The sequence below is a fragment of the Flavobacterium niveum genome (assembly GCF_055231775.1).
The window spans coordinates 114,212-134,379 of sequence record NZ_JBUYSX010000001.1; the positions used below are offsets into that span (position 1 = coordinate 114,212).

The window sequence follows — 20,168 nt, forward strand, 5'->3', positions numbered from 1 at the left end:
TTTTGTGTATTAAAATTTAACACATGCACGCAACCTTAACAAAATTTCGGTATCATTATATAAAATAACCAATTGATTATGAAATACCTTACTCTATTTATTGCATTAAGTACCGGCCTGTTGCTTAGCAGCTGCTGGGGCTACGGCACAGATGATGAATTTGTAAATACAGCCGAACAAAACTTTGAGGCCGTAACCATGACCCGTGCCGAACTGGAAACTTCCATAAGCCTGAAACCCACGCGTGCGGTAGGGGCTGCCGGTAAAATTTACATTAAAGATAACCTGATGTACGTTACCGAAGTGAACAAGGGTTTCCATGTGTACAATTACCAAAACCCGGAAAATCCTGTGCCGGTAGCTTTTATAGAAGTACCCGGCGCTACCGATGTGGCCATACGCAACACCAGCCTGTACATTAACCAGGCGGTAGACCTGGTAACGCTTACTTATAACGGCAGCAGCATTTCGGTGAGCGGGCGTGTGCGCAATGTGTTCCCGCAAAAAATAGCACCCGACGACAGCTACGAAGAACTTGCGGAAAATGAAGTGATTGTTAACTGGATACCGAAATCGTAATGAAAAAGATATACCTATTTATCATCATCGCTGCGCTTGCCATAGCGTGCAGCAGCGACAGCCAGGAAAGTACCTACAACGGTGCCGACGGACAGGGTGGCTCTACCGCTATTTTTGCCCTTAAAGGCGATTACCTGTACAGTGTAGACCATAGTAACCTTAATGTGTTTTCGCTGCTCAGCGCTACGGGGCCGGTGCAGGTAAATACCATACAGATAGGCTTTGACATAGAAACGCTTTTTGCCGATGGCGATATACTGTACATCGGTTCGCAAAGCGGTATGTTTATGTACTCTATAGCCAACCCCGAAGACCCTGAAATGCTGGCCTCAGTATCGCACTTCACTGCCTGCGACCCAGTGGTGGCAAACGGTACCCACGCCTTTGTAACCCTGCATACCAATACCTGGTGCGGCAACAATACCAATGCCCTTATGGTATATGATATAGCCGATGTAAACGAACCGGTACTGGTACACCAGCGCGGCCTTATAGCACCTAAGGGCCTTGGCCTGTACGGGCATTATCTTGTAGTATGCGACGACATCATTAAGATATTTGACATTACAAACCCGGAGGAACCTGTTTTGGCAACGACTATAAATAAACAGTGCCACGATGTTATTATACGCGGTAACCAACTTTATGCCGTAGGAGATAGCGGTGTGTATAACTACACGCTGACTGCCGCTGCCATAGACCAGTTTTCGTTAAACAGTGAAATATCGTTTATGCAATAACAGTATAAAAAGTATACAAGAAGGGCTATCCGTAAAAGTTTATGTTTGCTTTTAAAGGATAGCCCTGTTTGTTTTTATTTGGAAGCAACTTCCTGTAAGTTGGCAGTACCCAGTATGGAAATCAGGAGCCTTTTGCAGGCTGCGCTGTCCTGTAGCGGTTCCATAAGGGTAAGCTGTATTATAGAGTTTCCGGTAACACAGGCTACTTTTAGCTCCGCCGGGAAACCTTCAGGGTTTTCATTGTACCAAAAAGCCATTATCTTATTATCCCTTGTGGCAAATATCTCCGTTTTACGGGTGTAGAGTTCGGCTATAGATGCACCGGGTTTTTTATCATCAATCATGTGCTGGTTCAGTATATCGGTAGGGGTATTGCGGCCGGCATTTTCATTTGTATAGTCGGGCACATCGGCACGGGTAACCTTTATTTTTTTGCCCTGTACCACCATGTAAGTATTTAGTCCCTCCGTAAGCGCATAGGTTTTTAGGGGGAATTGCAACTGTACCGATTCGGTTTTACCTTTCAGGTTGCATTCTACGTAGTCTTTGTCTTGTTGTGCCCAAACGGATGCTGAGGCAACACACAGCAGGAGTAAAAATATCTTTTTCATAATTGTGCGGTTTTATATATTAAACGGTTATTGTACAGTGTGTATTGCGTTGTAAATACACTTAAAGTTACAACAGTTTTATTAAAAAAAGCAGCACTTTATACGATGTTTAACACAGGATGCTGTTTATTATGAAAAATTTAAAATATCTATTCTGTAAAAGGCCCCGGAGTGAATTTACCCTCAAAACTACCGTTAATGTTTATCGCCGCCCCTGATGCATCATGAATGGCGCTTACATTACTAAAAGTAAGCTTATAATTGTTGTCTCCATTGTCTTCAACAGCAACAGTAGCACCTTCAGTAAATATATATTCTTTATTTCCGGAATAATAGCTTCCCATAAGGCAACCGCTTGCAGAGCATGGTTCCGGCCCGTGGATGTATGTGCCGTCGGTATCTGTTTCATTTGCAGGAACGGAAATATTAATTGTTACAGATGATAGCCCATCTTTCAGTGCGAATGACCTGTCTTGTGTATCATCTGGCCAATAGATTCCTAATGTCATGGCATCTTTGGTGCTGAAAGGTGTAAATGGTGTACCGTTTACAGTAATAGCAGATGTAAATCCTGCATCTTTTGGTGAATCATCCTTACTACAGCATACAAAGCTGATACAAACAACAATAGTTAATAGTAACTTCTTCATAGCAAATTTAAAATTTGTTGGCTCGGTGCTTATTAATAAGTAAACATTTATCTTACGGAACCAGTGGTTCCTCCGTAAAAGTCCCTTCAAAGCTTCCGGTAATGTTTTTAGTTACTTGTGTACCATCAACCGTGCGTTTAGCCTTCACATTTTTAAAGATAATTTTGTAATGATTATTACCATTATCCTTTACCACCACCTTACTGTTTGGGTCAAATGTGTATGATTCATAGCCAAGCCTGTATTGCCCCATAAGAGCATTTTCTGTGTAAGAAGCCGAAGCACTATAAGTACCGCTGGCATCAGCATCATGCGCTGTAATATATACTTCTATCTCAGCCGAAGTAGCAGGGTCTGTAAGGTTAAAAACGCGTTCATGCACATCCGGGTCACCGTATGCCCAGGATGTTTTTGCGTCTTCAGCACTAACAGGCTTAAAGGCTGTATCATCTGCCTTCAGTGTAGAATTGTAGCCTGTGGTTTGCGGTGCAGTATCGTTATCATTACTACACGAAATGGCTGCTATACAAAAAAGTGCAACGAAAGGGGATAAAAACTTTTTCATAGTTATTTAAAAATAATTGGTTACGTTTTGGCTCAAAGCATTTTAGGAGGAATGCTTTTGGTTTGTTCCCCAAATATAATGAAATATTTGTAGCTTTATTACTATCAGGTTATTTCTTTACAACTAAGCCTATGAAGCAAATGCGCAACGCTTTGTGGACTTTTTTTGCTTTCCAAAGGAAAGCCTTGGTGTTCTTATTAAGCACAATTTATATCTTTTGTGGACTTTGTGAAAAACTTTGTGCCCATCGTGATAAATAATATGCCGTAGCTGATAACCATAAAAAATGGCTGCCTTTTACAGCAGCCACCTTATGTATGAGTAGCGTATAGTATTACTCTGTTTCTATTTTCACTACAAAAGCTTTTTCGTCTATCATTTTAGCAGGTGTGCTGAAGTGCAGGCCTTTGTCGTCTGTAGTAAAGGCCAGGTTTTCGCCTGTAGCCAGTGCAGTTACCTTTTTCACTTTAGGGATAGTATCAAACACCTTACCGCTAAAGGCTTCTAATGTCACTGCGCTGTTGCTGCCCGGCCACCCCAGGAATATGGCATACGCCGTATTGCCCTTGCGGGTGTAGCGTACGTCTTTCTCGGTGTAGGTTACCTTATCGGCAAACATACCGGCTTTGCCCATTTTGGTAGGGCCTTCGCCAAAGGTTTTCCAGGTACGGCTGCCGTATATGGCCTCGCCGTTTACTTCCAGCCATTTGCCTATGCTAAGCAGTATGTCCTTCTGGTTTTGCGGTATGGTACCGTCGGCCATAGGGGAGATGTTCAGCATCAGTGCGCCGTTCTTGCTCACAATATCTGCCAGCAGGTGAATGATTTCATCGGCGTTTTTCAGGCCAAGGTCATTGGTATAACTCCAGCTGCCTACCGATACGGTTTCGTCTGTAAGCCAAAAATCATTGGTAATGGCGTTGTTGCGGCCTTTTTCAAAATCCTCAAGGCTTACGGTCTTTGGCAGTTCGCCTTCCTTGTGGGTAACCACAATCTGCTTTTTCTCTGCTACCGAATGGTTAAAGTAATGTGCCAAAAACTGCTGCTTGTACGGCTCCGGTATCTTGGTCATTTTACTGTCAAAGTAAATCAGGTCGGGCGAATAGTTATCAATAAGCTCCTTCAGCTCGCCCAGCCAGTTGGCATAAAACTGTTCCCTTGGTATGTTGCCATACATCATACGGATTTTAGGGTCGGTGCTCGATGTAGCCATATCAGGGTTGTACGGGAAGTACGAAGTATCATCCAGCCACTTGTCCTTTTCGTCCTGGAACAATTGCAGGTTCCTGTCCTTATGGAAGCTGGTAACCAACTTCAGCCCACGCCCGTGAATCGCTTTTGCCAGTTCGCCTACAAGGTCGCGGTGCGGCCCCATGTTCTGGCTGTTCCACGGGTTTATTTTACTGGCCCAGTTGCTCCAGCCGTCGTGGTGTTCAGCAACCACACCTCCAAATTTAGCGCCCGATTTCACCATAAGGTCAGCCCATTCGTCGGCGTTGAATTTCTCCGCTTTAAACATCGGCACAAAATCATGGTAACCAAATTTATTCAGCGGCCCGTAGGTTTCCACCTGGTGCTTGTTTTCGTCGGTGCCTACCACGTGCATGTTGCGCGGGTACCAGTCGTTGGCATACGCCGGTACCGAAAGTACTCCCCAGTGGGCATAGACACCGAACTTGGCATCCTTAAACCACTCAGCCGACTCATCGTACTGCGCCAATGACTCCCACGTAGGCTCATAGTGGCGTACTTCTGGCACGCCTTTTTTAGCGGTAGAGCAGCTTGCCAGCGCAAATAAAGCGGCTATTGCTATTGTATTTTTCTTCATCATATTGTTTGGTTTATAAAAAAGAGGCACAGAGTGGCGGATTAACTCCGTGTAACTCTGTGCCTCCTTAATTGAAACGTTGTGTAATATATATTACTTCACAGTCACACTCACTTCAGCTTTGATATCCCTTGAAGAGTTACCCAGCTTAAAGGTGTATGTACCCGGTTCTACAACCCATTTTTTAGAAGCTACATCGTAGTACGCAAGCTCTTTAACCGGAACTTCAATGGTCACTTTTTCAGTGCTGCCTGATTTTACAGCTACCTTGTTAAAGCCTTTAAGTTCTTTAGCGGCACGTTGTACTTTGCTGTCTGTTTTAGCCACATAAAGCTGTACTACTTCTTTACCGTCTACCTTACCCGTGTTTTTCACGTCGATGGTAACTTTAACGGTATCGTCGTTGCCGTACTCTTTTTTGTCGGCTTTGGCATTGGCAAGTTCAAATGTAGTATAGCTAAGGCCGTAACCAAACGGATAAAGCGGTGCTATGTTTTTAGTGTCGAACCAACGGTAACCTACAAGGATGCCTTCTTTGTATTCTACAGTAGCGCCACCCGGGAAGCTTTTTGTAGCATGTGCAGGAGAGTCCTCTATACGCTTAGGCATGGTCCATGGCAGTTTACCCGATGGGTTCACTTTACCAAGGATTACATCGGCAAGGGCGTTACCGTTTTCAGAACCGTTGTACCAGTTCCAAACGATGGTTGAGTTTTCTTTTTCAAGCTGGTTAAGGTCGTAAGGAGCACCACCGGTAAATACCACTATGGTTTTAGGGTTGGCAGCCTTTACAGCTGAAATAAGTGCCTGTTGGCCAAACGGAAGTGACAGGTCCATACGGTCAGATGCTTCTGTTTCGTAGTCACGGTTAGCACCCACAATAAGGATGGCAACATCTGATTTTTTAGCAGCGGCAACAGCCTCAGCCACCATTTTAGGGTCAAGTTCTGTAACCGTTTCTTTAGCTTCCTGTGTTACTTCGCCAAATTTCATTTCCCTTTTAGGTTTGAAAAGTGTTTTGTAACCTTCGGCATAGTTAATGGTTACCGACTTAGGCAGTTTGGCCTTAAGTGCAGCAAGCGGGGTAATTTCGTGCTTGGTTTTTACACCGGCACCAAAACCGCCCTGTGCGTGTTTTTTATCGGCGTTAGCGCCAATGATGGCTACGCTCTTAATACCGTCTGTACTAAGCGGAAGCAGGTTCTCGCTGTTCTTAAGCAATACAATAGATTCTGATGCAATGTTGTAGGCATCCTTAAAGTGCGCTTCTGTAGCAATGCTTCCTTTGGCACGGCCATCGGTTTTGCCCATAGCCTTAAGGTTGTACAGCATTTTAAGGATCCTTTTGGCGTGCTTGTCTACTTCAGCTTCGCTTACTTTACCTGCCTTTACTTCAGCAAGAAGCGGCTTGGCAAAATAAAACTCGTCAAACGATGGCTTGTTGGTACCCATTTCAAGGTCGGTACCGGCTTCAAGTGCTTTCTTGGTGCTGTGTACAGCATCCCAGTCAGAGATTACCACACCTTTAAAGCCCCACTCATCCCTAAGGATGTTTTGAAGCATGTACGGGTTTTCACAAAGGTAATCACCACGGAACCTGTTGTAAGCGCCCATTACGCTGTATGCATTTGCTTTGGTAACCGCATCGTGAAACGCAGGCAGGTATACCTCACGTAGCGTACGCTCGTCCATAAGCACGTCTACCGTACCACGGTTGGTTTCCTGGTTGTTGGCGGCGTAGTGCTTAATACACGCGGCCACGTTGTTTTCCTGTACACCTACAATGTAAGGTACAATAAGGGTTTTGTTCAGGAACGGGTCTTCGGTCATGTACTCATACGTACGGCCGCCCAGCGGTGTACGGATAATGTTGAACGCAGGGGCAAGAAGCACGTCTTTTTCACGGGCACGGGCTTCTTCGCCTATGCTGTTACCAAAGGTGTGCGCCATTTCAGGGTTCCATGTAGCCGAAAGGCCACCACCGGCAGGGTAGTACGTGGCATAGTCGGTTTCCAGGTGCAGCGGCGCCCAGCTCATACGCTCCAGCTCTTCGCGGATGCCCAGCGGGCCGTCCGCCATGTGTACTTCCGGGATGCCCAGGTGCTCCACGCCCTCGTTAGTAAACATGGTGTAACCGTGCAGCAGCCCGATTTTTTCCTCAAGGGTCATTTTACTAACAATTCCGTCAATTTCAGCGTCCCATTCGTCGCTCATAGGAGTACCTTCATACTTGGCGGCAATAGCGCCGCTTTCGGTACTGTCTGTTGATTTGTCTTCTTTGCAAGATACCATTACAAGCATCATTGCTGCCGAAAGGCATAAAAACTTGTTCTTCATATTTGGGTTCAGGTTACTATTCTGTTTTAATATTCTTTTTAAGTACTATGTTGTCCGATGCTCCGCCTGCCTGTAGTTCCAGCGTCCCCGGTTCCAGTTCAAAGCGTTGTTTCTGTGCGTTCCAGTATTCCAGATCCTTTGCAAGCAGCGTAAGCGGTACGGTCTTCGTCTCACCGGCTTTCAGCACCACACGGGCAAAGGCTTTCAGTTCCTTAACCGGCCTTTCAATTTTTGAATCAGGATGTGCTACATACAGCTGCACCACTTCTTCGCCGTCGCGGCTGCCGGTATTGGTTAGGGTAACATTCACGGTTACCGTACCGTTTTTCTTTAGCGAAGCCGTATTGGTTTCCAAAGCCTTATACGCAAAGGTAGTATAGCTAAGGCCATAGCCAAAGGCATACAGTGGCTTCCCTTTAAAATACATATACGTCCTGCCATGGCGGATGTTATAATCCATAAGCTCGGGCAGGTCGGTTATATCCTTAACCCAGGTTTGCGTAAGCCTTCCGGCAGGGTTGTAGTCGCCAAACAGCACAGTGGCAAGGGCGGTGCCCGTTTCCTGGCTGTTGTGCGTCATGTGTACTATGGCAGGTACGTGCTCCTGTGTCCAGTTAATGGAGTAGGGGAAGCTGCTCATCAACACAACTACGGTATTCGGGTTGGCCTGTTGCACAACCTTCACAAGGTCTTCATACTCCAGTTCCAGCGACTGCCTGTCTACCGATTCCTTACCGTTGCTCGGCACGGGGCATTGGTTCCACCCGGCGTTGCACCACGGGTGGTTACCTACCACCACTATGGCAACGTCGGCGTTTTTGGCAAGGGCTGCGGCTTTACCGTCCTTATTATCTAAAGCGTAAGTCACCTCAATTTTTTCTCCTGCTTTGGCCTTAATACCTGCAAGCGGTGTTACAGTATACGGCGGTGTACCGCTGTACCAGTCCAGCAATACCTCGTCGGCACGCGGGCCTATAACGGCTATGCGTTTTATCTTGGTTTTATCCAATGGCAAAAGCTGCTTAGCCGGGTCGTTCTTCAGCAGTACAATCGACTTTTGCGTAGCTTCCAGCGCCAGTTTTTTATGGGCTTCGGTTGCCCAAGGGTCTGTGGTATCTTTTTCTGCGCCAATGGCTGCAAACGGGTTGGCTTTGGTTTCGCCATCCAGCAGGCCGAGCTTTATCATCACGCGGTAATCACCACGGATAACTGTGTCGATGTCCTTTTCGGTAAGATAGCCGTTTGCCACAGCGCCGTATACGGCATCGGCATAATCGTCCAGGAACTGGTTGATGCCCGCCTTAACCGCTGCTGCTGCCCCAAGGAACTTATCGGCATAATATTTATGGTCAGAGAGCATTAAGCCAAACGCACCGCCATCGGTACAGATGATACCGTTCTGGCCCCATTCCTTTACGGTAATGTCCTTCAGCATGGGGTGTACCATAGCCGGTATGCCGTTCACTTTGTTGTATGCCGCCATGTAGGCACGGCTGCCACCGTCTTCCACACCCATTTTAAACGGGAGCGAATAGTATTCCCTGAACAGCCTTTCATCAAAATCCGATGAGGTATAGGTTCGGCCGTCTTCATTACTGTTGGCAAGGAAGTGCTTCATCAGCGCAGCAGTCTGCCAGTATTTTTTATCGTTGCCCTGTAGCCCTTTTACAAAAGCCACGGTCATGGTACCGTTAAAAAATGCATCTTCGCCATAGCTTTCCTCGGTGCGCCCCCAACGCGGGTCGCGGGCAAGGTCGGCATTCGGGGCGCGTACTACCAGTGCACCACGGTTGTAGTGCTGGTAGGCATAACGGGTTTCGTAACCTTCTACGGCTGCTACTTTTTGTAGTAACTCGGTATCCCAGGTTTCGCCAAGGCCATACGCCTGCGGAAACGTGGTTGTGGTCAGTGGCGCTTTGCCCTTGCCACCCCATTCTCCCGGGCCGCCCAGTGCCAGCCCGTGCAGGCCTTCCACATGCCCGGCGGCTTTAATGCCCAGCCGTGGCACCGATGGGTTGGTGCTCAGTGCGTGTATCTTCTCATCCAGCGTCATGAGCTGCAACAGGTTGTCAATACGCTTTTCTGTGTCCAAAGTTGGATTTTGGAAAGGGTATTTGTACTGTGCCAATGCCGTGGTACTGATGAGTAGCAGTATGTATAGTTTTAAAAATTTCATTATCGGTTTTGTAAATGGGCAGATAAAAAACCGGGGACCTGTTTCCGGCAGATCCCCGGCAACCTAAATCAACTAACCCAAATAGTAACTTAAATTATTTAACCCACTCGGTTTTAAAAGTGGTTTTTCCATTCAGAGGATTCTGGCTTACCTCAAAGCTGCTGCCTTTTTTGGCAGTGCTTACGGTTTGTACTGCATCGCTGCCCGGCAGGTATACCTTGCCTGTAGCCGCAGTTGTGTTGTCGGTAGCGTATACTTTAAGCGTAAGCTTGCTCCAGTCCATGTCCTGGGTGCTTTGTGCCAGCTTTATGTGCGGAAGTACGGTACCGTTTTTAACCAGTACCACTATCGGAAGGTCTCCGGCCTTAATTTTGTGCCAGCCGCCTTCGTATACTTTTTTAGTCTGGTAATCTATCCATTGTCCCGGCGGAAGGTATACGTCCCTTTCGGTAACTTCCTCAAACAGCGGTGCCACCAATAGGTCCGATCCAAAAAGGTATTCGTTATCCACCAGCCAAGAGCCAGGGTCGTTAGGGTATTCTACAAACAAGGCACGCATCATCGGCAGGCCGCGTTCGCTGCAGTCTTTTGCCTGTGCATAGATGTACGGCATCAGCTCGTAGCGCATGTTATCGGCATTACGGTACATTTCCAGGAAGTCGCTGCTGTACAGCCAGGGCTCCTTAGGCGGTTCGCCGTGGCTGCGTACGTGGCTGGTAAGCATCCCGAACGGTGTCCACCTGCGGTACAGTGGCTCCGGCGATTTGGTCACAAATCCGCCCACATCGTGGCTCCAGAAACTAAACCCTGAAAGCCCCAGTGAAAGCCCACCCCTAAGTGTAGCGCTCATGGCACCGTTAGTGGTAGCGGCATCGCCACCCCAGTGCAGCGGGTAACGCTGGCTTCCGGCCCAGGTACTGCGCGCCCATATCAGCGTATAGCCTTTTTCGCGTTGGGTAACTTCGGCAACAGCCTTATTATAGCGTAGTGGGTACAGGTTGTGCTCATAGAAACCGGTGCGGCCGTTGCTGTAAATACCGTCATACGGTGCAGCCTCGCCAAAGTCGACCTTAAATACGGCAACACCCTGGTCAAACAGGTTTTTCAGTTTGCCCTGGTACCATTTTATGGTAGCCGGGTTGGTAAAGTCCAGCACGGCATCTTCATACGGAAGGTTGCCTTTGCGGTCTTTCACGGCAAGGTTGTTGTCTACAATTTCATTGAAAAGCGTGTTCTTCGGCGTGAAGTACGGCAGCTGCCAAAGGCATACGTTAAAGCCGTCTTTCTTCAGGTCGACCATCATTTTTACCGGGTCTTCAAAACGCTTAGAGGCAAACTGGTAGTTGTTCCTCCAGTCGGTATCAAACCAGCCGGTATCAAAGTGGATTACATCTGTTGGTATCTTGTATTTGCGAAGGTTTTTGGCAACCTCGCGGCCTTCTTTTTCAGAGAAATAGGTAATGCGGCTCATCCATAACCCGAACGACCATAGCGGCGGCATTGATGCCTTTCCGGTAAGGTCGGTATATTCGTCAAGGATGTCCTTCGGCTCACCGATAAACAGGAACAGGTCGGCCTCATCGTCGCCCATCATCATCTTGTTGCTGTTGGCTTCGTATTTACCAAAGTCGACAGTAATGGGCGATGAGGTATGCATAAACACGCCATAGCCTCGGCTGCTCATGTAGAACGGTATCGGCTTGTACATGGTTTCGTTCTGTACGCCGTTAGCATCATCTGTATACAGGATTACCTTTTGCCCGCGCTTGTTAAAGTTGGTAAACGATTCACCACAGCCGAATATCTTTTCATCGGGCTCCAGGCTGAATACCGGTGCCATGCTGCGCGAATAATCGGCAGTGCGGCGCACAAAGCTGAACGGCAGGATAGGGGTGTAGGTATTTTGCACATCCTTGTCGTGGATGGTGCTGGTAAGTAGCTTACCGGCTGCATCGTATATTTTTACGTGCCACGGGTTGGCTATTATCTCTACCGAACCGTACTTGCTGGTGTACTTGTGCCCGGTAGTGGTTTTACTGTATTTCCAAAGTTCAGGGTGGTTTGGTGCTGTGCCGTTTACCAGCATCAGCGATTCTGCAGGCTGGTGGAACTGCGGCCCCGAAGCCATTTTTATCCTTACGGCACGTTCTGAAACAAACTGTATGCTGAATGGCAATACGGGCGATACCTCGTACTCGGTGGTAGGGAACTCGTTTGGCGGAGTCACTATTGGCTTCATCAGCATGTTGTCGAATGCGTGGCGTATCTGGTAGGTATTGCGTATGTACTTTACCGTGCCTTTCCCGGTAGCCGGGTCGAAAGACGCTAGCTCATCGGCAAAATAAAAGGCGTTGAGGTAGTTCTCAAAATCCTTGCTGATATCGATAGGCCCGTTCAGCACATCGGCATTCTGTACCTGTGCCTGCATGCTGTGCCCTCCCATAAAGAGCGCCGCTACAGCCGACAGTAAGGTGAGTTTTTGTTTGTTCATGAGGTTATAGTTTGGTTATAAGCGAGAGGTTATTTGCAATCCATTATTTTGTATTCAGGGTTACGGTAGCGCTTTTAAGCCCCGGTGAACTGGCTGTAAGTTCCAGTGTACCAGCCTTGGTTCCTGCCTGTACTATTACAAGGCATTTGCCCATCCAGGCACTGTGCTTTTCAGCTTTGTACGGTTCGTGGCTTACGGGGTCGCCGCTGCACACGCCTACTATTTTACCGTCGCCCTTCAGGCTGAAGTTTATGATGTTACCGGCTGTTGCGGCAAATACACCGTTGGCATCGGTAATGTCTACGGTTATGTAGCTCAGGTCAGTGCCGTCAGCAGTTATGGTTTCGCGGTCGGCAGTGGCTTTCAGGGCAGCCGGTGCACCGGCGGTTTTTATTTCTTTTTCCAATACCACCTTGCCGCCTTTGCGCGATACGGCCTTCAGTGTGCCCGGCTCGTATTTTATCCTCCACATAATGTGTAGGTCGTCACCCTGTTTGCTTTTTTTACCAAGCGACTTGCCGTTAAGGTACAGCTCCACTTCATCGGCGTGGTTGTAGTACGCCCATACGTCTACTTCCTGCCCGGCTTTCCAGTTCCAGTGCGGGAAGATGTGCAGCACATCCTTATCCGTCCATTCGCTTTGGTACATATAGTATACGTCTTTCGGGAAACCGGCAAGGTCGGCCACACCGAAGTACGAGCTGATACTCGGCCACAGGTATGGGGTAGGTTCGCCAATATAATCGAAGCCCGTCCAGATGAACATCCCCGAAAGGAAATCGTATTTCTTCATCACCTTCCAGGTTTCCTCATGGGTAGAACCCCAGGGCGCCTGTACCTGGTCGTATGCCGAAACCGTATTGCCCGGGTTACCGTCATAGAACGGTATGTCCCAACGCTTCGGCCATATTTTTATCGTATCTGATTTTGCATCGTAGTAGCCCCTTGTTTCCAGTGCCGAAGTAGTTTCGGTAGCAATAAATGGCACTTTGGGGAAGTTTACCTGGTGTTTTGGCCAGGTTTGGTGGGCATAGTTGTAGCCAATGATGTCCAGCGCACCCGATGCCGCAAGGTTGTTCGGCTTATCGGCAGTGTTTGTAAACTGTATGCTCACTTTGGTAGCATCTACCGCCACCGGAGGGTTCATAGCCGCTGTAACCGGCCTTGTTTTATCAAGATTCTTTACAATGGCGGCAAGTTCACGGCCTGTTTCGGCACCCTTGTCGTTCCATTGCTCGGGGATTTCATTGCCTATGCTCCACATAAACACGCTCGGGTGGTTACGGTCACGCAGTACCTGGTCTTCCAGGTCTTTCTTGTGCCATTTGTCCCAGTCTTTGCTGTAGTCGTCAGGGTTTTTGGCCTGTGCCCACATATCAAAGGCTTCGTCCATAACAATAAGGCCCATTTTGTCGCACAGGTCCAGCAGTTCCGGGGCAGGCGGGTTGTGGCTGGTACGTATACCGTTAACACCCATTTCCATCATAATCTGCAATTCGCGCTCCATGGCACGGGTATTAAACGCCGAACCCAGCGGACCCAAATCGTGGTGCAGGCATACGCCTTTTATTTTCAGCGGCTTCCCGTTAAGGATAAAGCCTTTGTCTAAGTCAAATTTAAAATCGCGTATCCCGAAGGTGGTTTCATACACATCGGCTACTTTGCCGTCTACGCTTATTTCGGTAACGGCGCGGTACAGTTCCGGTTTTTCGGTGCTCCACAGTGCCGGGTTGGCTATCTCGGTTTGCTGCGCCACTACCTGCTGTGCATTGGCACCTATCTTTTGCTCGGCAGTAACGGTTGTTACCTCACTATTGCCTTTATAAATGGTAGTGGTTATAGTAGCAGTTTTTGCTGCTTTGTCTTCATTTTTTACGGTGGTTTCAAGCGCTATGGTAGCTTTTTCTGCCGAAACCTTCGGTGTGATAATGTACGTACCGTATTCGGCTACGTGTACATTGGCAGTGGTAGTAAGCCACACGCTGCGGTAAATACCCGAACCCGAATACCAGCGCGAATTGGGCTGTTTCGAGTTATCGGCCTTTACAATGATTTCATTTTTCTGGCCTTCGCCAAATTTAAGGTAAGGGGTAATGTTGTAGCTAAAGCCAATGTACCCGTTAGGGCGGTTGCCCAGATAATGGCCGTTTACCCATACGCTGCTGTTACGGTATACCCCGTCAAACGTTATGGTGGTAATTTTATCGCTGTCGGCTTTTGGCACGCTGAATGTTTTTTTGTACCAGCCAAGGCCGCCGGTTAGTGCGCCGCCGCCTATTCCCGCAGGGCTGTGCTCGTCAAAGCTGCCTTCTATGCTCCAGTCGTGCGGAAGGTTAAGGGTGCGCCATTGTGTGGCTGTGCCTATGGTATCGTGGTCTTTAGAATCATTCAGGTGAAATTGCCAACCGGCATTAAAATTCTCTTTTCGGTTTGCAAGCAGGGTAGTGTCCTGGGTACCGCAAGCTACCAGGGTTATGGTACCTGCAAGTGCCAGGGTTTTAATAAGGTTTAGTTTGTAAGGTGCAGTCATTACGGGTTATTTAAAAAAGGCCGGTAAGCCCTCATGCTTACCGGCCCCAATTATGAGAAAAATTATTCTGCAGGTTTGTAGTGGAACATTATCTGGCACTGGCCTTCGCCTGTACGGCTTTGGTCGCGCACTACTGCAAGGCGCAGTGAAGTTTCAGTAAGTTCTATTACGTGTACGTTTACCCAGTTGCTGCAATCAGGGTAGTAGTCGCCACCGTACAGCATTTCAGGGCCGCCGTTAAATACCAGCCTGTCTGTATCAAGGTTTAGCGAGAAGGTACCTGTTTTTGCAACCTCGGTATCTGTGGTAAGTGCAGTCTGGGTTACGCTTACGTTATAGTTACCATCAAGGTCAAACGTCATGCTGCCCCAGTTTTTGTTTACCATAGACCAGCTTGCGTCATTATAGGTAGGGAACCAGTTCCAGTTATCACCGCTTGTTGCAGGATAATCAAGGCCACACCATCCTATAGGGCTGTCCATGTCCAGCACCCAGGTTTTGCCTTCGGTACCATTTGTAAGGTAACCCCACTCAGCCGCTTCAAAATAGTCTTCATCGTTGTGCTGTATTGTAATAGGCACAGCCTCAGAAGTTACTGCACCGCCGCGTGTGTAAGCGGTAAAGTAAAAATTATACGTACCTGCAAATGGCAGTACCGTGGTGGTAGTTTGCTGGTTGCTGTGCCCCAGGTCATCGCCGGCAGCATTAGTAAAGTTCCAGTACGGTATTACGTCCTCAGTAAGGTTTGTCATGATTACCTTATTAGGGTCGTTAGGGTCTATTGTTACAGAGAAGTTTAACTCTGTAGGATCAAGCGTAATAGCCGGAAGGCTGTCACGGTCTTCTACCGGATCGCAGGAAACAACGGTTCCTACAACCAGCAGGGCAACAATCATTCTAAACATATTTTTCATAAGACTCGTTTGTTTTTGTTGTTATTACCAACCCTGGTTTTGGGTTATAGCACCGTTAGATACCAGTACCTGCGATTGCGGAAGTGCAAACCAGCCAAGGGTTTCCGGCCTGAAGCTTACGGCAAATTCACCACCCTGGTTTGTAGCGTTTACTGCTGCTGTAGTTACAGCCATACCCTGCCTTATCAGGTCAAACCATCTTTCGCCTTCAAGGGCAAGTTCCAGCCTGCGCTCGTTAAGGATATTGTCCAGTGTAGCCGGTACACTGTGTGAGTTGTCTGTAACACCGTAAGCACGGTTACGTACCCTGTCTAAGCAGGTTTGTGCAAAAGCATCGTTAGTGCCCAGGTTAAGCTCGGCAGCCAGAAGCAGCACGTCTGAGAAACGGATAAGGTAAATATCCTCGGCGTTATCAATCTGGAAGTCGCCTGTACCTTGCTCACCTACGCTGCGGGTACCTTTTTTCCAGCCGTAGCCGGTGTACTGGCGCTGTCCGTTAGCATCGGCATCATAGCCAAGTGCTTCGCCTACAAAATCTATAATGGTAGCGTCGCGTCGGGTATCACCAGAGCCATAAGCATTATACAGCATAGGTGTTACCGGGCCACCGCCCCAGCCCTGGCCGTAAGGGCCAAAGTTGCCGCCACGTACAGATATGTTTACCTTAAAACGGTTACCATCGTGCAGGTTCCAGTTAGCATTACCCGAAGTATTGTAACGGATAGCGAAAACTGTTTCGGTATTACCTTCGCCTGCATAAGCTACACTTTCAGATGCCGATGATGCCAGCCAAAGGCTTGCAAACTCGTCTACAAGGGCGTGGCCACTGTTGTTTACCACATCATTTACGTAAGTAACTGCCTGGTCTTTTGTTACCACACCGGCAAGGTCTGCCGTATCGTAGTAGCTGGTGTAGAACAGGAATGCTTTAGCTAATAAAGCTTCGGCAGCCCATTTTGTTACACGGCCATAGTTAGGGTTAGCCGGGGTAGAGTAGTTGTCGTTACCCAGGTTATCTGCAGCAAACTTAAGGTCTTCTGCAATAAGCTTGTAGGTAACCTCTGCCGGCTGGCGAGGCGATTCAAACTCAGCTTCGGTAAGGGTGTGGTCCAGCGGAACGATGTCGCCGAATACCCTTGCAAGGCGGAAGTGGTAAAATGCCCTAAGGAATTTTGCCTCAGCCTCATACTGTGTGCGCAGTGCAGTATCTGTACCCCACTCTATGTTATCAAGGTTTTCCAGCAATACGTTTGCCCTGTATATACCTATGTAATCGTTTTCCCATATAGGGTCGTTCATTTCCTTATCGGTTACAAACTGGAAACGGTCGCGCTCCACGTCTACGTTACTATCGGCAGTACCGAAGCCGCCGTAGCAGTTATCTGAAGCCATTTCTGTGTTCATAAGCCATCCGCCGTAGCCTTCGCGCTGTAGTATATCGTATACCGATACCAGCCCTTTAAGTCCGTCCTGCGGGGTTTTATAAAAGTTCTCCTCCACCTGCTGGGTGTAAGGCGACTTTGTAATAAAATCATCTGTACACGAACCCAGTACAAGTAATGATGTTATCCCGAATACTTTGATTATATTTTTCATTTTTCCATGCATTTTTTAGAAGTTAACACTTAAGCCCAGCATATATGTCCTTGGCTGCGGGTAAGAACCTACGTCTATACCTTTTGCCCAAGACTGGTTTGCGTTACCAAAGCCCACCTCAGGGTCCATACCAGGGTATTTTGTAAAGGTAAACAGGTTATTAGCCGAAGCGTATATCCTGAACTGAGAGAACGTTTTGCCCACTACATCTGTAAGCTTAGCTACGTCGCAACCCAGGGTTATGGTTTTAATCCTGAAGAAATCGCCGTTTTTCATGTAAAGGTCGCTAAATTTTGTCCAGTTACCGTTACTGTCTGTTCCGTAGGTTACCCTTGGCAGTTTGTTAGAGCTGCCTTCGGTTGTCCAGCGGTCAAACACGTCTGTAGTGTAGTTGTAGAACGGCCTTGAGTAATCGCGAACGCCATACGCTATCTGGTTACCGGCTACACCATACGTGTATACCGAAAGGTCAAACGCCTTATAGTTCAGCTGGAAGCTAACACCATAGTAGTAATCAGGGTTAGGGTCGCCTATTTTAGTTTTGTCATCAGCAGTAATGGCGCCGTCTCCGTTACGGTCTACAAATTTCACGTCACCCGGTTGGGCATTCGGCTGTATAAGGTTGCCGTTTTGAGAATAAGCATCAATTTCAGCCTGGTTCTGGAAGATACCATCGGTTTTAAGTCCGTAGAAGTAGCCGATAGGCTGGCCTTCCTGTACACGGTTAATTTCATCTATACCCTGGAAAAGCAGGTTGCTTTCGCCGTAAATGATACCGTTTTGGTTAGCTACCTTGGTAACTTCGTTTTTGTTTTTAGAGATGTTGGCATTTACTGTAAGCCTCCAGTCGCTGCCAAAAGTGGTGTTGTAACCCACCGCGGCTTCAAAACCTTTGTTGTTTACGTTACCACCGTTAATAAACGGAGGCTGTGCACCTGCAATTTCAGGTACTGTGGCCTGTAGTAGCCAGTCTTTAGTAGTTTTATCGTAATAGTCAAAAGTAAATGTAAGGTTGTCAAATAGTGTAGCGTCTAAACCAAGGTCCAGCTGCTCTGAAGTTTCCCATTTAAGGTTATCGTTTTTCAGGGCGTCCGGGCTTGCGCCTACAAAGTTTACAAGGTCTGTACCGTTACCAAACTGGTAGTTTTTGTCGTAAGACGATATGGTAGACATGTAAGCGAACCTCCTTGAAAACTGGTCGTTACCGTTTTGTCCCCAGCTACCGCGTATTTTAAGTGCTTTTATCACTTTGCTGTCCTGCGGGAAGAATGATTCCCTGTCTACGTTCCATCCTGCAGAGAATGAAGGGAATACCGCCCACTTGTTGTTTGCGCCAAATTCTGACGAACCGTCGCGGCGTATTGTGGCAGTAAACAGGTATTTGTTATCGTAATCGTACAGTATCCTGCCGAAGTATGATGCTATGGCATAGTCATAACGGTTACCTACGGTAGTGTTTAGCGCCTGGTTTGTTACGTTATCAAGGTAAGCGTGGCCAAAGTCGTTAAAGGTAAGGTCCCTTCCTGTGGCGCTTGAGTACCTGTTTAAACGCTCGCGGGCAGATATACCGCCAAGGAGGTCCAGGTTATGGTTGCCAAAGCTCTTTTTATAGTTAGCCGTGTTTTCCCATATGTACGAGAAGTTGTTTGTACTGCTTTGTGTTACCGAGTTGATGGCGGCATAGCTTACAGATGAAAGCTCGTAAGTAGGGGTAAAGGCACGGTAGTTATCTGTATAGATGTCTACACCGAACGATGTTTTAAGCGTAAGGCCTGCTACCGGTACTACTTCTGCAAATACGTTACCTACAAAACGGTTTGCAAGGGTTTCTTTAAAGTTAGTGTAGTACAGTAAACCAAGCGGGTTAGTAATATCTGCACTGATGTCAGATGAACCGTAAGTACCATCTTCATTATACACGTTATAGTTTGGCGGTGTATTGATGAAGCCCCTTAGCGAGTTGTTGTAGATACCCTGGTCTGCAATACCTTTACTCTTAATGTTAGCGTAAGAGAAGTTTTCGCCTATTTTAAAGCGGTCTTTTACAATGTTAAAGGTAGTGTTTGTGTTAAAGGTAACACGGTCGTACTGAGACTGGCCGGTTTGGCTGCCTATAAGGCCCTCCTGGCCGTAGTACGAAAGGCCTGTGCTGTATACCACTTTTTCGTTACCGCCGTTTACAAGCAGTGAGTGGTTTTGTTTCATGGCGCTGTCGTTAAACATTTCGTCCTGCCAGTTTGTGTTTGGCATAGACGCTATCTGCTCCGGAGTGTACAGCGGAGAGAAGCCAGAGTTTACGCGGGCTTCGTTCATTATTGTAGCATACTGGCTTGCGTTAAGCATCGGCAGCCTTTTGTAGCTTTGCTGCCAGCCTGTATAGCTGTTTAATGATACGTTTACTTTGCCTTCGGCACCTCTTTTAGTAGTAACAAGGATTACACCGTTAGCGGCACGCGCACCGTAAATAGCTGCCGCAGAGGCATCTTTAAGTACGTCTATCCTTTCTATGGTAGATGGATCCAGGTAGCTGATACCGTTATCTACCACCACACCGTCTACTACATACAGCGGGTTTGCATTACCTACAGTACCCGCACCGCGGATGTTTACCACCATGCCCGCACCCGGCTGGCCCGATGTCTGTGTAATGTTTACACCGCTTGTTTGCCCCTGTATGGCGCTTGTAGCATCAATGCTGTTTGTTTGTTGCAGGTCTTTACCGCTTACTACGGTTGTAGCAGCTGTGCTTACCTTGCGTTTTTGTGTACCGTAACCTACTACCACTATTTCTTCGAGTTCCTGGGTAGAAGATTTAAGTACCACGTTTATTGTGGTTTGGCCGCTTACAGGAACTTCCTGCGTGGCAAAACCTACGTAGCTGATAACCAGTACAGCATTAGGGTTAGCGCTGATCTGAAATTTACCGTCAATGTCGGTACTTACACCATTTGTTGTGCCTTTTTCTACTACGTTTACACCGGGTAGCCCCAGGCCGTCGTCTGAAGAGGTAATGGTACCTGAAATAGTGGCCTGCTGTGCAAATGCTGTATACGATAGCATCGTAAGCATAAACAACATGCAAAGCGTAAGTACTCTTGGCGGAATACAAAAATTACTTTTCATGATAAATGAGAGTTTGGTTATAGGGTTT

13 protein-coding genes are annotated in these 20,168 nt (G+C 47.5%); 2 read left to right on the forward strand and 11 right to left on the reverse strand.

The window, feature by feature from the left end:
* The first annotated feature begins 78 nt into the window (after positions 1–78).
* Both ACZIX4_RS00520 and ACZIX4_RS00525 read left to right on the forward strand, forming a co-directional pair.
* On the forward strand, positions 79–579 hold the full coding sequence (locus ACZIX4_RS00520) for a hypothetical protein (protein WP_463333654.1): 501 nt from the start codon (positions 79–81) through the stop codon (positions 577–579).
* Positions 579–1,319, forward strand: a complete 741-nt coding sequence (locus ACZIX4_RS00525; RefSeq protein WP_463333655.1) for an LVIVD repeat-containing protein — start codon at positions 579–581, stop codon at positions 1,317–1,319. Before ACZIX4_RS00520 ends, ACZIX4_RS00525 begins: the two co-directional genes overlap by 1 nt.
* Positions 1,320–1,393: 74 nt before the next feature.
* Here ACZIX4_RS00525 and ACZIX4_RS00530 read toward each other — a convergent pair whose 3' ends face one another.
* From ACZIX4_RS00530 to ACZIX4_RS00580, 11 genes are all read right to left on the reverse strand, one after another.
* Positions 1,394–1,930, reverse strand: a complete 537-nt coding sequence (locus ACZIX4_RS00530; protein WP_463333656.1) for a hypothetical protein — start codon at positions 1,928–1,930, stop codon at positions 1,394–1,396.
* A 149-nt stretch (positions 1,931–2,079) separates the two neighbouring features.
* Positions 2,080–2,580 (reverse strand): hypothetical protein, encoded by a 501-nt coding sequence (locus ACZIX4_RS00535; RefSeq protein WP_463333657.1) that lies wholly within the window; start codon positions 2,578–2,580, stop codon positions 2,080–2,082.
* Between the two features lie 52 nt (positions 2,581–2,632).
* A complete protein-coding gene (locus tag ACZIX4_RS00540) occupies positions 2,633–3,145 on the reverse strand; it encodes a hypothetical protein (protein WP_463333658.1) in 513 nt (170 codons plus the stop codon).
* Positions 3,146–3,479: 334 nt separating this feature from the next.
* Entirely contained in the window at positions 3,480–4,976 is a 1,497-nt protein-coding gene (locus ACZIX4_RS00545; protein ID WP_463333659.1) for an alpha-L-fucosidase, read from the reverse strand.
* A 90-nt stretch (positions 4,977–5,066) separates the two neighbouring features.
* Positions 5,067–7,310 carry a glycoside hydrolase family 3 C-terminal domain-containing protein gene (locus tag ACZIX4_RS00550; RefSeq protein ID WP_463333660.1) on the reverse strand — a complete coding sequence of 748 codons (2,244 nt, stop codon included), beginning with the start codon at positions 7,308–7,310 and terminating at the stop codon, positions 5,067–5,069.
* 16 nt (positions 7,311–7,326) lie between these two features.
* The gene (locus tag ACZIX4_RS00555; protein ID WP_463333661.1) at positions 7,327–9,486 is read right to left on the reverse strand and encodes a glycoside hydrolase family 3 C-terminal domain-containing protein; all 2,160 of its coding nucleotides are present in this window, start codon (positions 9,484–9,486) and stop codon (positions 7,327–7,329) included.
* A 94-nt stretch (positions 9,487–9,580) separates the two neighbouring features.
* The gene (locus ACZIX4_RS00560; RefSeq protein ID WP_463333662.1) at positions 9,581–11,977 is read right to left on the reverse strand and encodes a glycoside hydrolase family 31 protein; all 2,397 of its coding nucleotides are present in this window, start codon (positions 11,975–11,977) and stop codon (positions 9,581–9,583) included.
* 43 nt (positions 11,978–12,020) lie between these two features.
* Positions 12,021–14,507 (reverse strand): glycoside hydrolase family 2 TIM barrel-domain containing protein, encoded by a 2,487-nt coding sequence (locus ACZIX4_RS00565; protein WP_463333663.1) that lies wholly within the window; start codon positions 14,505–14,507, stop codon positions 12,021–12,023.
* 62 nt (positions 14,508–14,569) lie between these two features.
* A complete protein-coding gene (locus ACZIX4_RS00570; RefSeq protein ID WP_463333664.1) occupies positions 14,570–15,421 on the reverse strand; it encodes a hypothetical protein in 852 nt (283 codons plus the stop codon).
* A 24-nt stretch (positions 15,422–15,445) separates the two neighbouring features.
* Complete coding sequence (locus ACZIX4_RS00575; RefSeq protein WP_463333665.1) at positions 15,446–17,017, reverse strand: RagB/SusD family nutrient uptake outer membrane protein; 1,572 nt, start codon at positions 17,015–17,017, stop codon at positions 15,446–15,448.
* A gap of 15 nt (positions 17,018–17,032) precedes the next feature.
* Complete coding sequence (locus tag ACZIX4_RS00580; RefSeq protein ID WP_463333666.1) at positions 17,033–20,140, reverse strand: SusC/RagA family TonB-linked outer membrane protein; 3,108 nt, start codon at positions 20,138–20,140, stop codon at positions 17,033–17,035.
* Positions 20,141–20,168 lie beyond the last annotated feature (28 nt).

What these genes read in the sequence shown, in the direction of transcription:
- ACZIX4_RS00520 (WP_463333654.1), top strand. Translation starts at nt 79, where the DNA reads ATGAAATACCTTACTCTATTTATTGCATTAAGTACCGGCCTGTTGCTT.
- ACZIX4_RS00525 (WP_463333655.1), top strand. Translation starts at nt 579, where the DNA reads ATGAAAAAGATATACCTATTTATCATCATCGCTGCGCTTGCCATAGCG.
- ACZIX4_RS00530 (WP_463333656.1), bottom strand. Translation starts at nt 1,930, where the DNA reads ATGAAAAAGATATTTTTACTCCTGCTGTGTGTTGCCTCAGCATCCGTT.
- ACZIX4_RS00535 (WP_463333657.1), bottom strand. Translation starts at nt 2,580, where the DNA reads ATGAAGAAGTTACTATTAACTATTGTTGTTTGTATCAGCTTTGTATGC.
- ACZIX4_RS00540 (WP_463333658.1), bottom strand. Translation starts at nt 3,145, where the DNA reads ATGAAAAAGTTTTTATCCCCTTTCGTTGCACTTTTTTGTATAGCAGCC.
- ACZIX4_RS00545 (WP_463333659.1), bottom strand. Translation starts at nt 4,976, where the DNA reads ATGATGAAGAAAAATACAATAGCAATAGCCGCTTTATTTGCGCTGGCA.
- ACZIX4_RS00550 (WP_463333660.1), bottom strand. Translation starts at nt 7,310, where the DNA reads ATGAAGAACAAGTTTTTATGCCTTTCGGCAGCAATGATGCTTGTAATG.
- ACZIX4_RS00555 (WP_463333661.1), bottom strand. Translation starts at nt 9,486, where the DNA reads ATGAAATTTTTAAAACTATACATACTGCTACTCATCAGTACCACGGCA.
- ACZIX4_RS00560 (WP_463333662.1), bottom strand. Translation starts at nt 11,977, where the DNA reads ATGAACAAACAAAAACTCACCTTACTGTCGGCTGTAGCGGCGCTCTTT.
- ACZIX4_RS00565 (WP_463333663.1), bottom strand. Translation starts at nt 14,507, where the DNA reads ATGACTGCACCTTACAAACTAAACCTTATTAAAACCCTGGCACTTGCA.
- ACZIX4_RS00570 (WP_463333664.1), bottom strand. Translation starts at nt 15,421, where the DNA reads ATGAAAAATATGTTTAGAATGATTGTTGCCCTGCTGGTTGTAGGAACC.
- ACZIX4_RS00575 (WP_463333665.1), bottom strand. Translation starts at nt 17,017, where the DNA reads ATGAAAAATATAATCAAAGTATTCGGGATAACATCATTACTTGTACTG.
- ACZIX4_RS00580 (WP_463333666.1), bottom strand. Translation starts at nt 20,140, where the DNA reads ATGAAAAGTAATTTTTGTATTCCGCCAAGAGTACTTACGCTTTGCATG.